The following is a 14,009-nucleotide window of genomic DNA, read 5'->3' on the forward strand; positions in this document are numbered from 1 at the left end:
GATACCCTAGGGGGTATAAATCAGCTTACTGCTTTCCGAGGTGTCATCCGACTGTTTCTGCTTGCGCTGGCTGGTTTTGCTCTCGTAGTCGCCGGCTGTTCGAGCGACGACGAATCGTCCGGCGCCGGGTCGGATGTGCCGTCGCCCGGGGTGCCGGCCGCAGAACAGGCGCTGGCCCAGGACCGCACCGTGATTGATGTGCGCACGCCGCAGGAGTACGCGGTTGCTCACGTCACCGACGCGGATCTGATCGATGTGCAGGACCCGACCTTCGCCGAACGCATTGCCGAACTCGACCCCAGCGGCGAGTACGTCGTGTACTGCCGCAGCGGCAACCGCTCTGCTGTTGCCGCTCAGTCGATGTCCGAGGCCGGACTCGACGTGTGGGACGGCGGCGGCCTGACCGACATGGAGGCCGCGGGCTGGCCGAGCACCTCCGGCTGAACGGCGCCGCCGGCCCTCAGACCGACGTCTTGGGCTGTGGGCGCACAAGCAGTCGACGCAGCACCCTCGGTGCCTTCGACGGCCGGGCCATGAGCGGCCCGATCACGGCAAGTACCAGCACGTAGGCAGCGGCCAGTGGGCCCAGGTCGGACTCGACCGCCTGAGCGGTTCCGAGCCCGGCGATCACTATCGAGAACTCACCGCGCGCGATGAGGGTGGTGCCTGCCCTCCATCGGCCGTCGATGCCCACACCCGCTCGCGCGGCCACCACCCAGCCGGTGGCCATCTTGGTGATCACACCCACCGCGGCCAGGGCGATGGCTGCGGGCAGCACGGGCGGGAGGGTCTCGGTGTCGATCCCGAGTGCGAACGCGAAGAAGAAGATCGCGGCGAAAAGGTCGCGCAGCGGGCTGATCACGTCGGCTGCGCGCCGTTGCGCGGGCCCGGATATGGCCACCCCCACGAGGAACGCCCCGACGGCCGCCGACACGTCCACCTGCTGGACGAGTCCGGCCACGAGCAACACGGCCCCGAACGTCGACAGCAGGACGACTTCGTCGCCCACCGACCCACTGCGCCGGTGGAGCAGCTCTCCGATGTCCTCGCCGAAGCGGCCCAGCACGATCAGGATCGTGGCAACGACGGCCAGGGCGACGGCAACGTCGAGAGCGCCCTCGCTCATCGACGTGCCGACCAGCAGCACGGCCACCACCGGCAGGTAGACAGCCATGACCAGGTCCTCGAGGACCAGGAGGGTCAGGACGTGGGGCGTCTCGCGGTTGCCGATCCGTCCGAGGTCGCCGACCAACTTGGCGATGACCCCCGAGGAGGAGATGTAGGTCACGCCACCCAGCAGGATCGCGGCTACTGGATCCCAGCCCAGCAGCAGCCCTGCGAGCACTCCGGGGACACCGTTGACGACGAGGTCGAACCCGCCACCAACGGCTCCGCGTCGCAGCGCCGAGGTCAGCTCGCGCGGTGTGTACTCCAGCCCGAGCATGAACAGCAGCAACAGCACCCCGATCTCGGCCCCGAGTGCGGCGAACTGCCCCGAGTCGTCGAGCGACAGCGGTCCGCCGATGCCGGCAAGGATTCCCGCGAGCAGGTAGAGAGGGATCGGGCTGATGTGAAGCTTGGCCGCGACGAAGGCGAGGGCAGCCAGCACGAGCAGGTTGAGACCCAACTCGAGGAACGAACTCGCGACCTCTGAGGTCGTGGCTGCGAGCATCAAGCGCCGAGGAGCTCCGCCAGCTGCTCGACCGCACCGGGTGTGCCCACAGCGACGACCTGGGCGCCGGCGGTGAGCACGGTGTCGGGGCCGGGGTCGGGCACCGAGTCCCCGCGATGCAGCACGGCGGCGATGCTCGCTCCCGTGCGGCTGCGGATTTCGGCCTCACCGATGGTCTTGCCCGCGAACTCCGAGCCGGCGTCGATGCCCACCCAGTCGATCGCGATTCCTTCGAGGTTTATGAGCGTCGACGCGGCGTCACTGACACCGCTGGTGGCGCCGAGCAGTTCCGCAAGCACGTCGGTGTCGCGCTCGTCAAGGGGAACGACCGTGCTGCACATGTCGGGGTCGTCGCTGTCATACAGCAGCAGGTCGTGCTTGCCGGTTCGGTTGGCGATGACACCCAGGCGCTTACCCCCACGGGTGGTGAACTCGCGCCTGATGCCAATCCCTGGCAGTTCGGTCTCGTCGATCTCGGTCATGGGTGGACCTCCGATGAGAAGATACGCCCACCTGGGCACCCGGGGTTGCCAACAAGCGTTACCAGGCCTCGCGGCCGCCCAGTCAGCTGATGTCGTCGACTATCGCGTTGAGCGTCGCGCTCGGGCGCATGACAGCGGTCGCGCGCCCTGGATCGGGGTAGAAGTATCCGTCGAGGTCGACCGGATCGCCCTGCACGGAGTTGAGCTCGTCGACGATCACCTGCTCGGCTTGCTCCATCGCTGAGGCGATCGGCGCGAAGCGCTCGGCGATCGCCTGATCGTCGCCCTGGTCGGCCAGAGCCCGGGCCCAGTACATGGCGAGGTAGAAGTGGCTGCCCCGATTGTCGAGCTCGTTGACCTTGCGCGACGGTGAGCGGCCTTCCTCCAGGAAGCGACCCGTCGCACCGTCGAGTGCGGCGCCGAGGACCCTGGCCACCGGGTTGCCGAACGACTCGGCGAGGTGCTCCAGGCTCGCGGCGAGGGCCAGGAACTCCCCGAGTGAGTCCCACCGAAGGTGGTTCTCGGCCACGAGCTGCTGCACGTGCTTCGGGGCCGAACCGCCCGCGCCGGTCTCGAACAGGCCGCCGCCGTTCATGAGAGGTACGACGGAGAGCATCTTGGCGCTGGTGCCCAGCTCGAGGATCGGGAACAGGTCGGTGAGGTAGTCGCGCAACACATTGCCGGTGACCGAGATCGTGTCCTCGCCGCGGCGGATCCGCTCGAGGGAGTACGCGGTTGCCTTGACCGGGGCCAACACCTCGATGGTGAGGCCATCGGTGTCGTGCTCGGGGAGGTAGGCGTTGACCTTCTCGATGAGCTGGGCGTCATGTGCGCGGGTGGAGTCGAGCCAGAACACCGCAGGTGACCCGGTGGCGCGGGCACGGCTGACCGCGAGGCGAACCCAGTCGCGGATGGGAGCGTCCTTCGTCTGGCAGGCCCGCCAGATGTCGCCCTCGTTCACATCGTGGGACATGAGCACGGTGCTCGACCCGTCCACCACCTGCACGGTGCCGGCGGCCCCGATCTCGAAGGTCTTGTCGTGGCTGCCGTACTCCTCGGCCTTCTGCGCCATGAGGCCCACGTTGGGCACAGAACCCATGGTGGTGGGGTCATAGGCGCCGTTGGCACGGCAGTCGTCGATGACGGCCTGGTACACACCGGCATAGCTGGAGTCGGGGATGACGGCGAGTGTGTCCTGCTGGTCGCCCTCTGCGTTCCACATCTGTCCGGACGTGCGGATCATCGCCGGCATGGAGGCATCGATGATCACGTCGCTCGGCACGTGCAGGTTGGTGATGCCACGGTCCGAGTCGACCATCGCGAGCGGCGGCGCTGCCTCGAGCGCGGCGGCGAGCGAGGCTTCGATCGGAGAGCGTTCCGCCTCGGTTAGGTCGGCGATCTTCGCTTCCAGGTCTCCGAGGCCGTTGTCGGGGTCGATGCCGAGGCGTTCGAAGGTGGCGGCGTGCTCGCGGTACACGTCGCCGCACACGGCCATGACTGCGTGGCCGAAGATGATCGGGTCGGAGACCTTCATCATCGTGGCCTTGAGGTGCACCGACAGCAGCACGCCGGACTGCCGCGCAGCTTCGACCTGTTCGGCGAGGAAGGAGCGCAGCGCGTCGACGCGCATCACGGTGGAGTCGACCACCTCGCCGGCAAGCACGGGCACCGACTCCTTGAGCACTGTGGTGCCCGAGTCGGTGACCAACTCGATGCGCAGTGTGTCATCGGCCTCGATGGTCACCGACTGCTCGCTGGAGCGGAAGTCGTCGGCGCCCATCGTGGCCACGTTGGTCCGCGAATCGCCGCTCCACTCGCCCATCGAATGCGGGTGGCTGCGTGCATATGACTTCACGGACCCGGGTGCGCGCCGGTCGGAGTTGCCCTCACGCAGCACGGGGTTGACGGCGCTGCCCTTCACCTTGTCGTAGCGGGCCTTGATGTCCTCTTCCTCGGCGGTCGAGGGCTCCTCGGGGTAGAGGGGCACGTCGTAGCCCTTCGAGCGAAGCTCCTCGATGGTTGCCACGAGCTGTGGGACCGAGGCGGAGATGTTGGGCAGCTTTATGACGTTGGCCTCGGGCTGCTTCACGAGCTCGCCCAGCTCGGCGAGGTCATCGGCGATGCGCTGCTCGTCGGTGAGCGCCTCGGGGAAGGTGGCGAGCACACGCCCGGCCAGGGAGATGTCACGGGTCTCGACCGACACGCCGGCCACCCCTGAAAAGGCCTCGATCACCGGTAGTAGCGACCGGGTTGCGAGGGCGGGGGCCTCGTCGGTGATGGTGTAGATGATCGTGCCGGCGGAGACGCTCATTGGGGTCCTCGGTGCTTTCGCGCAGTCGTGTCGGGGCGGCCGCCGTGGGACGCGGCTGCCGCTTTGCGGGCCGAGCCACTCTATGGCGCGCGGGCGCCGAACCCCGAGCCGGAGCGATCGCCCGGGGCGCCGAGCACCTGGGCGGCGAGTCGAGGACGAACGAGTTGATGGTCACCGTGATCGAGCCGCACCTGCCGCCGGTGCCTCCCGGAATCAGCTGACGCTGGGCGCGGTCTCACCAGTGTCTACAGTGCGGTGCTCCGTAGGGGGTTCGACAACATGGCGGCAAGAGACCGTTTCACGCGAAGAAGCGTGCTCGGCGCGGGAGCGGCGCTGAGCGGTGGCGTCCTTGCCGCCGCATGCGCGCCACCGCGGCCGGGTCCTGTCTCTCCTGATGCCACCCAGCGAAGCGAACGCAGGCGTGTGGTCGTGGTCGGAACCGGATTCGGCGGTGCCGTGACCGCCCTCCGCCTCGCACAGCGGGGCGTGGACGTGACGCTCGTGGAGCGCGGAAAGCGCTGGGCCAGTGGCACGCGTGGTGCCTTCCCCACGATGTTTGCTCCGGACCGCAGGGTCTCCTGGCTGAGCGAAGCCAACACCGCCACCGAGAAGCTGTTCCCGGCCCCTCCGTGGCAGCGCTACACCGGGCTGCTAGAGCGAATCCCGGGCGACGGAATGGACGTCATGTGCGCAGCCGCGGTTGGTGGCGGGTCCGTGCCGTACCACGGCATGTCGGTGCAACCGCGCAGTGACCTGTTCGACCGGGTGATGCCCGGTGCCCTCGACTACGACGAATTCGACCAGCGCTGGTATCCGATGGTGATCGACGCCCTCGGCGCGTCTCCGCTGCCCGACGACGTGCTCGCCTCAACCAGGTACTCCTCGAGCCGCCTGTTCATGGACATCGTGCGTGACGCCGGCCTGCCGGAAGCGACCCGAACGCCGATGCCGGTCGACTGGGACGTGGTCCGCCGCGAGCTGCGCGGCGAGCTGCCTGCGGTCATCTCGAGAGGCGACGTGATCTACGGCGCCAACGGTCCGGGCAAGAGGTCACTGGACACGAACTACATCCCCGCGGCCGAGGCAACCGGGCGGGTGGAACTGCTGGCGCAACACCAGGTCCAACGCGTCCAGCGCGGCGGCGACGGTACATGGGTCGTCTCGACCGACCGGCTGGACACCGACGGCGTGGTCCAGGAGTTCGTGGAGATCACGTCGGACGCCCTCTTCCTCTGCGCCGGTTCGGCCAACACGACGAAGCTCCTCGTGCGCGCCGCAGCACTGGGCGACATCCCGGACCTGCCCGACGACACGGGCGCCTGGTGGTCGACCAACGGCGACCTGTTGACCACCCAGATCCTCGACCAGCCCACCGGCACCTTCCAGGGTGGGCCCGCCAGCATCGCCAGCTACGACCTCGACGATCCCGAAGGACCGGTGGCGGTGCTGTTCGGCCCCATCCCGTTGCCATTCGAGGCCAACGCGATGGAGGTGGTCGGGATCTTCATCCCCGATGGCCACGGCCGGTTCACCTATGACCCCCGACGCGACGAGGCCCGCCTCAGGTTCCCACCGGAAGCACACGGCGCCTCCCTCGCAATGGCTCGACGCCGGATCGCCCGGTGGGGCAGAGCTGCGGGCACGCTCACATCGATCGACATGACTGCCCGGGACCCGGCGACCTACCACCCACTCGGAGGTGCGGTGATCGGAAAGGTGTGCGATGCGTACGGCCGGGTGATGGACCAACCCGGGCTCTACGTGAACGACGGTGCGCTCATCCCCGGATCGACCGCCTGTGCGAATCCGTCGCTCACCATCGCAGCGCTGGCGGAGCGCAACGCCGCCCACATCGTGGCCAACGACGTGGATGTGCTCTTCTGAGCCTCCACGAGCTGTAACCGGTGGCTGGGTGGTGCGCGAGGAGGGACTTGAACCCTCACGTCCTTGCGGACACAGGAACCTGAATCCTGCGCGTCTGCCAATTCCGCCACTCGCGCGAGTGGAGAGCCGAGGTTAGCGCGGGCCCTCTACGGCGCCCCAACCGCCTTGCGGTGCGACGGCGGGCTGCAGGCGGCCCACAGCTAACGTGTTCGTATGGGCATCCGTGGATTCGAGAACCGACTCGAACGCGCCGTCGAAGGCACCGTTTCGCGGATCTTCCGAGGCGGGCTGAAGCCGGTGGAGTTCGGCCGGAAGCTGGTCCGCGAGATGGACGGTCACCGGTCGGTTTCGGTCAGCGGTGCCACGATCGTGCCCAACGCCTACCGCTTCGGTGTGGCCGAGCAGGACCTCGAGCAGTTCGCCGACATCCAGCAAACCCTTGTTCGCGAGCTGGCCGACGCCGCCAGGGAACATGCCCGCGACGAGGGATATGGGTTCGTGGGCCCGGTCGAGGTCGCCATCGACGCCGACTCCACCGTGCGCAGCGGCGTACTCACCGTCGAGGGCCGGTTCGTCGAGGGCGAGGGCGCCACCCCGCCGGGTTCGCTGCTCCTGTCCACCGGCGACCGGGTCCCACTGGGCGAGTACGCAGTCACGATCGGCCGTCACCACGACTCGGTGATCGTGCTGGCCGACCCCAACGTGAGCCGCAACCACGCCGAGATCGCACCGTCGGGAGACGGCTTCGTGGTCACCGACCTGGGCTCCACCAACGGCACGCGGGTCAACGGAACGAAGATCGTCGGCCCGCACCAGCTCGTCGATGGAGACGAGGTGCGTTTCGGCAACACGGCCATGCACTTCGAGGCGTCGTAGGGTCTCGCGATGCCCGAGCAGCTGCTCACGGTCCTCAAGATCTGTCTCCTGGTCCTGTTGTACCTGTTCTTCCTCCGCGTGCTGCGCGCCGTGTGGGCAGAGGTGAGTCCGCCGAAGGTCGCGGCCGAGGTTCCCCAGCAGGCTGCGGTGCAACCGAAGCCGCTCGCCAGATCGCCCCGCGCGTCGCGCAAGTCGGTGGTGCCCACGAAGTTGGCCGTGATCGAGCCGGCGGACCGGGCTGGCACTGAGTTCCCGATCGGTCCCGAGACCACCATCGGTCGGTCGTCCGGTTGCACGATCCAGTTCGACGAGCAGTACGTGTCGCAGGTGCACACACGTGTGTTCCAGCGCGAGGGCCAGGTGTTCGCCGAAGACCTGGGCTCCACCAACGGCACGTGGGTCAACGGTGTGCGCGCCGTGGGCCAGATGCCGGCACGCCTGGGTGACCGCATCCAGATCGGCAACGTGATCCTGGAGCTGCGTTGATACGCCTCGACATCGGCTCGGCGTCGCTTGTCGGCCAGGTGCGCGCCGCCAACGAGGACTCGCTCCTCGCTGCCGACGGCCTGGCGGTCGTGGCCGACGGCATGGGCGGGCACCGGGGCGGAGCAGTGGCATCGGCGGACGCGGTCGGAGCTCTCGCCGAGGTGGAGGGCAGCCGGTCACTCGATGACCTGGTGCGCACCGTTCACTGGGCCAACCGCCAGATCTCCGAACGGGCTGACGTAGACCCGGAGCTGAGGGGGATGGGCACCACGGTATGCGTGGTCGGGCTCATCCGCCGCGACGATGCTGATGAGGTGGCTGTGCTCAACGTGGGCGACAGCCGGGTGTACCTGCTGGCTGCCGGCGAGATGAACCAGCTGACCGAAGACCACTCGTTGGTCGAGTCGCTGGTGCGTGAAGGCCAGATCACCGAGCAGGAGGCCCTTACCCATCCGCAGCGCAACGTTCTTACCCGGGCACTCGGGGTGGAACCCCTGGTGACCGTGGACGCCTGGCTGCTGTCGCCCCGAGACGGCGACCGACTGCTGCTCTGCAGCGACGGACTCACCAACGAGCTCGACGACGAGCGCATCGCCGAGCTTCTCGCGGAGGGCGAGCCGGCAGATGTGACCGCCCGCCGCCTCGCGGCCGAGGCCGACGCAGCCGGTGGGCGAGACAACACCACTGCCGTGGTGGTGGACGTGGTTGGCAGCGGCGCCGATGCTGCCGCCCTCGGCGACCGGTTCCGCAAGATCACCACGCCGGCAGTCGACCTGTCCGAAGAGGATCTCGGACCTCATACCGAAACAGTGATGGCCGTGATCGCATCGCCGGATGCGCAGGCCGACTCGGACCCGCAGACTGATCCGCCCCCGGAGGAGCTGCAGGGCGACGAGGGCATTGCGGCGTTGGCCACCGGCGAGTCCGAGGAGCTGATCGCTGCGCAGGCTGCCGCCGATGCGGCTGCAAGCCGGGCGGCACGCTGGCGTACAGCGGCGTTCGTGGTGGCGATCTTCGGGGTGATCGCGCTGGCCGTCGGTGCGATCTTCTTCACGGCCGGTCGCGGTTGGTACGTGGGCGAGGACGACGACGGCTACGTGGCGCTCTACCGGGGCACGCCCGTGCTGTGGTTGCAGCCCGAGTACGTGAAGAGCTCCGACAAGCTCGTGGCCGACCTCACCCCGGCCGCACAGAGCAAGGTGGAAGAAGGACTCACGTTCAGCGACGAGGCCGATGCAATCGCGCGAATCGACAGCCTCACGGTCACCACGACCACGACGACCACGACCACGACGACCACGACCACGACCACCACGACCACCACGGTGCCCGTCATGGCACCGGCCGGCGCCCCAGCGCCGCCGGCGACTGGCGGAGGGTAGTGACAGCCCCCACCGCAAAGGCCCCCGACGTGGTCGTCGACGCGCTCGCGAAGAGGCGTCGCACCACCGAGTTGGGCCTCCTGCTGCTGGCGTTCATGGTGGTCGGTGGTCTCTACGCGCTGGCGAGCCTGGGTCGCAACGCGTCGCTACCCGCCGACGTGGGCCCGTTCCTCGCGGGCGTGCTTCTGCTGGTGGTTATCGCCCACATCGTGACCCGCAAGGTGGCCCCTGCCGCCGACGCACTGCTGTTGCCGATCGCGGCGTTGCTCAACGGCATCGGCTACGTGTTCATCGCCCGCCTCGACAAGGACCTCGCCGCCCTGCAGGCCACGTGGACCTTCGTGGGCATCACCGGATTCGTCCTCACCCTCGTGCTGGTGCGCGACATCAAGGTGTTGCAGCGATACCGGTACACGTTCGGGCTCGTGGGCCTGCTGCTTCTGATGCTCCCGCTGCTGCCCGGCATCGGACGCAACATCAACGGCGCGCGCATCTGGGTCGAGATCGGCCCGGTCAGCTTCCAGCCCGGAGAGTTCGCCAAGATTGCGCTGGCCATCTTCTTTGCCGGCTACCTGATGGAGAAACGCGAGTTGCTCGGCGTCGCCACGTTCAGGCTCGGCCCGGTCAACATCCCCGACCCGCGGCACTTCTTTCCCATCCTCGGAGCGTGGGGCGTGGCCCTCGTGGTGATGATCTTCGAGCGCGACCTCGGATCTGCGCTGCTGTTCTTCGTGTTGTTCGTGGTGATGCTCTGGGTGGCGACCGGCCGGGTCAGCTACCTCGTCGCCGGCGGGGGCCTGTTCGCAATCGGCGCGTGGCTCAGCTGGTCGCGGTTCGACCACGTGAAGACGCGTGTCGACATATGGCTCGACCCGTGGGCCGACCCCTCCGGGTCCGGCTACCAGATCGTGCAGGCCGCCTACGCGCTCGCGTGGGGTGGCACCACCGGAACGGGCCCAGGCCTCGGCATCGCGGGTCGCATCCCGTTCGAGGAGACCGATTTCATCTTCGCGATCATCGCGGAGGAACTGGGCGTGCTCGGCTCCACAGCGATCCTGTGCGCGTTCCTGCTGTTGGCCGGCAGCGGTCTACGCATCGCACGCAGGTGCAGTGACGGGTTCATGGCCCTGCTGGCGGTCGGCCTCACGACCCTGATCGCGGTGCAGGCTTTCATCATCATCGCCGGTGTGATCCGCCTGCTGCCGCTCACCGGCATCACGCTGCCGTTCGTCTCCTACGGCGGTTCCTCCCTCGTGGCCAACTATGTGTTGTTGGCGCTGCTCATGCGCATCTCCGACCAGGCATCGCGGCGGATAGCGCAGCCGGCGGTGGCGCAGTGAAGGCGACCCAACCCGAGGGCGACCGGTGAACCGCCAGATCCGTCGGCTCGGAATAGCGTTCGTGGTGCTCTACCTGGCGCTGTTCCTGAAGCTCAACCAGGTGCAGGTGTTCCAGGCCACGGCACTCAACGACCGCCCGGAGAACACCCGGGTGCTCCAGCGCGACTTCAACGAGCCGCGGGGCGACATAATCTCCGCCGACGGCGCAGTACTCGCCACCTCCGAGGAGCGCCGCGCAGCTTTGCGGTTCCAGCGGGTGTACCCCGACGGGGAACTGTTCGCGCATGTCACCGGCTACTACTCGTTCTCCCTCGGAGCCAGTGGTGTGGAGCGCCAGTACAACGACGAGCTGGCCGGCCGTACCGCAGCGCTCGAATTCAAGCAGTTCAGCGACTTCTTCAGCGCCGAGTCGTCCGAGGGCGACGTGCTGTTGACCGTCCGCAAGGACCTCCAGACCGTTGCCCGCGACGCACTCGCCGGCCAGCGGGGCTCGGTCGTCGCAATCGACCCCCGCGACGGAGCGATCCTCGCCATGTACTCCAACCCGAGCTATGACCCGAACCTGATATCGGACAACGAGACACAGCGCGCCGCGGACGTGAAGGGCCTCTACGACATCGCTGAGGGCAAGCCACTGCTCGCCCACACCTACCAGGAGCGCTACTTCCCGGGATCCACCTACAAAGTGCTGACCGCCGGCGCCGGACTCGCGACCGGCACCGTCACGGTGGACTCACCCGACTACGAAGTCGTCACCGAGTACACGCCGCCGCTCACCAGGCGGCCTATCCGCAACTTCGGCGGACAGCCCTGTGGCGGCACACTGCTCACGATCATGGCCCGCTCGTGCAACACGTCGTTCGCCCAGATGGGTGTCGAGCAGGTCGGGGCGACGCCGATGATCGAGCAGGCCGAGGCAGCGGGGTTCAACGCCGAGGTGCCCATCGACATGCCCAACCCCGCGGAGTCGTTCTACCCGACCGACTTCGGCGACATCGTGTCGAGGCCCGATGGACTAGCCCCCGTCAACGAAGACGCCCCGAAGCTCGCCCAGACGGCGATCGGCCAGAACGACGTGGCGGCCACACCGCTGCAGATGGCGATGGTGGCCGGTGCGGTCGCCAACCGGGGCGAGGTGATGGTGCCGCACGTGATGTCGACCGTGCGCGCACGCGACGGCTCGGTGGTGTCGACGTACGAGCCGGCCACCTGGCGTCGGGCCTTCACCGATGGCAACGCCGCCACGCTCTCGGAGGCAATGATCGGAGTGGTGCAGGGCGGCACTGCCAGGGTGCTGCAGATTCCCGGTGCGGATGTGGGTGCCAAGACCGGCACAGCCCAGCTCGGTACCGACCCCGCCACTTCACACGCCTGGATGATCGCCTTCGCGGGTCCGGAGGGCCAGGACCCGACTGTGGCGGTGGCCGTGGTGGTCAACAACGTGAGTGGCGCCAGCAACCAGACCGGTGGCCGTGTCGCGGGGCCGATCGCCCGTGACGTGCTGGCAAACGCCCTGCTGGTGAGGTGAATGCTGTGTATGCGCGAAGCATTCAGCGGCCGTGGTCTGCGGGCGGCGCCATTGCGGGCTCTACTGTGGGGTTCCGATGAGCGAGCAGGACTTGCGCGTCCTCGGTGACCGCTACGAGATCCACCGCCGCCTGGCGCGCGGCGGAATGGCACAGGTGTACCTCGCGCGCGACCGTAGCCTCGACCGGCCGGTGGCGATCAAGGAACTCGTGTCCGAGTTCGCGACCGACCCGTCCTTCGTGGAGCGCTTCCGGCGGGAGGCGCAGGCGGCCGCGAACCTGGCGCACCCCAACATCGTGGGCGTGTACGACTGGGGTACCCAGGACGGCACCTATTTCATCGTTATGGAGTACGTCGACGGCCCCTCGTTGTCCCAGGTGATCCGCCGCGACGGTCCGCTGCATCCGCGTCGCGCAGCCGAGTTGGCGTCCGAGGTTGCAGCAGCTCTCGGATTCGCCCACTCGCGGGGCGTGGTGCACCGCGACGTGAAACCCGGCAACGTGCTGCTCACCGGCAGCGGCCAGTCGAAGGTCACCGATTTCGGCATCGCCAGGGCGCTCTCGTCCTCCGACGAAGACCTCACCCAGGCCGGATCGGTGATGGGCACCGCCACCTACTTCTCTCCGGAGCAGGCCCAGGGCCTGCCCGTCGATCCACGGTCGGACCTCTACTCTCTCGGCGTCGTGCTCTACGAGATGGTCAGCGGTCGCACGCCATTCACGGGCGACACGCCGCTGGCCATCGCCTACAAGCACGTCCAGGACCAACCCGAGCCGCCGAGCACGGTGATCACCGACATGCCGGCCGGCATGGATGCAGTGGTCATGAAGCTGCTGTCCAAGAAGCCGGAGGATCGCTACGCCTCGGCGGAGGAACTGCGCGCCGACCTGCGTCGGTTCCTCGAGGGCGAGGAGACCAACGCTGAGGCCGCCCTTGCAGCGGCAGGATTGGCTGCCGGTGCGGTCGCCGGCGCAGCGGTCGCAGGTGCCGCTGCCGACCCGGGGGCCACCGCCGTTCAGCCTGCAGCGACAGGGGCCGCAGCGGCGGGTGCCGCGATGGTTGCCGACGAGCCGGATGGGGGCGGCAAGTCGCGCACCGGGCTGTTCCTGGGCGCAATGGTGGTGCTGCTCGCCCTCGTGGCCGGCGGCCTGTTCTGGTGGGCCAGCGGGCTCAGCAGCGATGTCGAGGTGCCCCAGGTCGTTGGTTCGCGCCTGGAGGACGCCCAGGCCCAGCTCGAGGACCTGGGCCTCGAGGTCGAGGTCGTCGAGGAGGCCAACGACCAGGTGGATCCCGGCCGGGTATCGGAACAGGATCCCGAAGCGGGCCAGACGCTCCAGAAGGGCGACACGGTTCAGCTCACGGTCAGCACCGGTACGGCGATGGTCGAGGTGCCCAACGTGATCGGCATGACGCTCGAGGACGCGCGCGCGGCGCTCGAGAGCCGAGGCTTCACCGTCGCATCCGACAGCGCCGAGAGCGAGGACGCCGAACCCGGCACCGTGATCCTGCAGGATCCCGGACCGGCGACCGAGGCCGAGGAGGGTTCTCAGGTCGGGGTCGTGGTCTCCAAGGGTCCGGGTGAAGAGATCGTGCCGGATGTGTCGGGCCAGAGCTTCTCGGCGGCCCAGGCGGAGCTGGAAGCCGCTGGCTTCCGCGTTGCCGGCCCCGAGGAACAGGCGAGCGATTCGGTCCCCTCGGGCCAGGTGATCGGAACCGATCCGGCCACCGGCACCAGCGCCGAGAGGAACACGCGCATCACGGTGATCGTCTCCAGCGGCAAGGAGCAGGTGACGGTCCCCAACGTCGTCAACCAGTCCGAGTCCAACGCCACTGCAACGCTGCAGGGCAAGGGCTTCGACGTGGCCGTGAGCACCACGGTCGTGCCGTCCGGCGACCCGTCGGTGGGTCGGGTCGTCAGCCAGAGCCCGAGCGGCCAGTCGAGGGCCGACAAGGGGTCGACGGTGACCATCACGGTCGGTGTGGCGTCCACCACGACGTCCACGTCGAGTACCTCCTCGAGCACGACGACTTCCACCACCTCACCCTGAC

The 14,009-nt window shown here is 68.2% G+C and carries 11 protein-coding genes and 1 tRNA gene; 8 read left to right on the plus strand and 4 right to left on the minus strand.

Features of this window, described 5'->3' with window-relative positions; genetic code table 11:
* Positions 1-15: 15 nt before the first annotated feature.
* Positions 16-444, plus strand: a complete 429-nt coding sequence (locus tag GY812_06645) for a rhodanese-like domain-containing protein (GenBank protein ID MCP4435165.1) — start codon at positions 16-18, stop codon at positions 442-444.
* Between the two features lie 16 nt (positions 445-460).
* On the opposite strand, the gene GY812_06650 is transcribed toward GY812_06645, so the two are convergent.
* The 3 genes from GY812_06650 to GY812_06660 all read right to left on the minus strand — a co-directional run bounded on the left by GY812_06650 (position 461) and on the right by GY812_06660 (position 4,465).
* Positions 461-1,672: a cation:proton antiporter gene (locus GY812_06650; protein MCP4435166.1), complete on the minus strand. Its 1,212-nt coding sequence runs from the start codon at positions 1,670-1,672 to the stop codon at positions 461-463.
* On the minus strand, positions 1,672-2,154 hold the full coding sequence (locus tag GY812_06655) for a cation:proton antiporter regulatory subunit (protein MCP4435167.1): 483 nt from the start codon (positions 2,152-2,154) through the stop codon (positions 1,672-1,674). Before GY812_06655 ends, GY812_06650 begins: the two co-directional genes overlap by 1 nt.
* An 82-nt stretch (positions 2,155-2,236) precedes the next feature.
* Entirely contained in the window at positions 2,237-4,465 is a 2,229-nt protein-coding gene (locus GY812_06660) for an NADP-dependent isocitrate dehydrogenase (GenBank protein MCP4435168.1), read from the minus strand.
* Positions 4,466-4,744: 279 nt separating this feature from the next.
* On the opposite strand from GY812_06660, the gene GY812_06665 reads away from it, so the two are divergent.
* Positions 4,745-6,349, plus strand: a complete 1,605-nt coding sequence (locus GY812_06665) for a GMC family oxidoreductase (protein MCP4435169.1) — start codon at positions 4,745-4,747, stop codon at positions 6,347-6,349.
* Between the two features lie 29 nt (positions 6,350-6,378).
* Here the strand turns inward: GY812_06665 and GY812_06670 are convergent.
* Positions 6,379-6,465: transfer RNA gene (locus GY812_06670), tRNA-Leu, on the minus strand.
* Between the two features lie 97 nt (positions 6,466-6,562).
* On the opposite strand from GY812_06670, the gene GY812_06675 reads away from it, so the two are divergent.
* The 6 genes from GY812_06675 to pknB all read left to right on the plus strand — a co-directional run bounded on the left by GY812_06675 (position 6,563) and on the right by pknB (position 14,008).
* Complete coding sequence (locus GY812_06675) at positions 6,563-7,225, plus strand: DUF3662 domain-containing protein (GenBank protein MCP4435170.1); 663 nt, start codon at positions 6,563-6,565, stop codon at positions 7,223-7,225.
* A 9-nt stretch (positions 7,226-7,234) separates the two neighbouring features.
* Entirely contained in the window at positions 7,235-7,711 is a 477-nt protein-coding gene (locus GY812_06680; protein ID MCP4435171.1) for an FHA domain-containing protein, read from the plus strand.
* On the plus strand, positions 7,708-9,093 hold the full coding sequence (locus GY812_06685; GenBank protein ID MCP4435172.1) for a serine/threonine-protein phosphatase: 1,386 nt from the start codon (positions 7,708-7,710) through the stop codon (positions 9,091-9,093). The genes GY812_06680 and GY812_06685 overlap by 4 nt, the downstream gene beginning before the upstream one ends.
* 95 nt (positions 9,094-9,188) lie before the next feature.
* Positions 9,189-10,433, plus strand: a complete 1,245-nt coding sequence (locus GY812_06690) for an FtsW/RodA/SpoVE family cell cycle protein (GenBank protein MCP4435173.1) — start codon at positions 9,189-9,191, stop codon at positions 10,431-10,433.
* A 25-nt stretch (positions 10,434-10,458) separates the two neighbouring features.
* Positions 10,459-11,961 carry a penicillin-binding protein 2 gene (locus tag GY812_06695; protein MCP4435174.1) on the plus strand — a complete coding sequence of 501 codons (1,503 nt, stop codon included), beginning with the start codon at positions 10,459-10,461 and terminating at the stop codon, positions 11,959-11,961.
* A gap of 76 nt (positions 11,962-12,037) precedes the next feature.
* Positions 12,038-14,008: a Stk1 family PASTA domain-containing Ser/Thr kinase gene (pknB, locus tag GY812_06700; protein MCP4435175.1), complete on the plus strand. Its 1,971-nt coding sequence runs from the start codon at positions 12,038-12,040 to the stop codon at positions 14,006-14,008.
* The last annotated feature ends 1 nt before the right edge of the window (position 14,009 follow it).

Source organism: Actinomycetes bacterium (assembly GCA_024222295.1).
Lineage (GTDB): Bacteria > Actinomycetota > Acidimicrobiia > Acidimicrobiales > Microtrichaceae > JAAEPF01.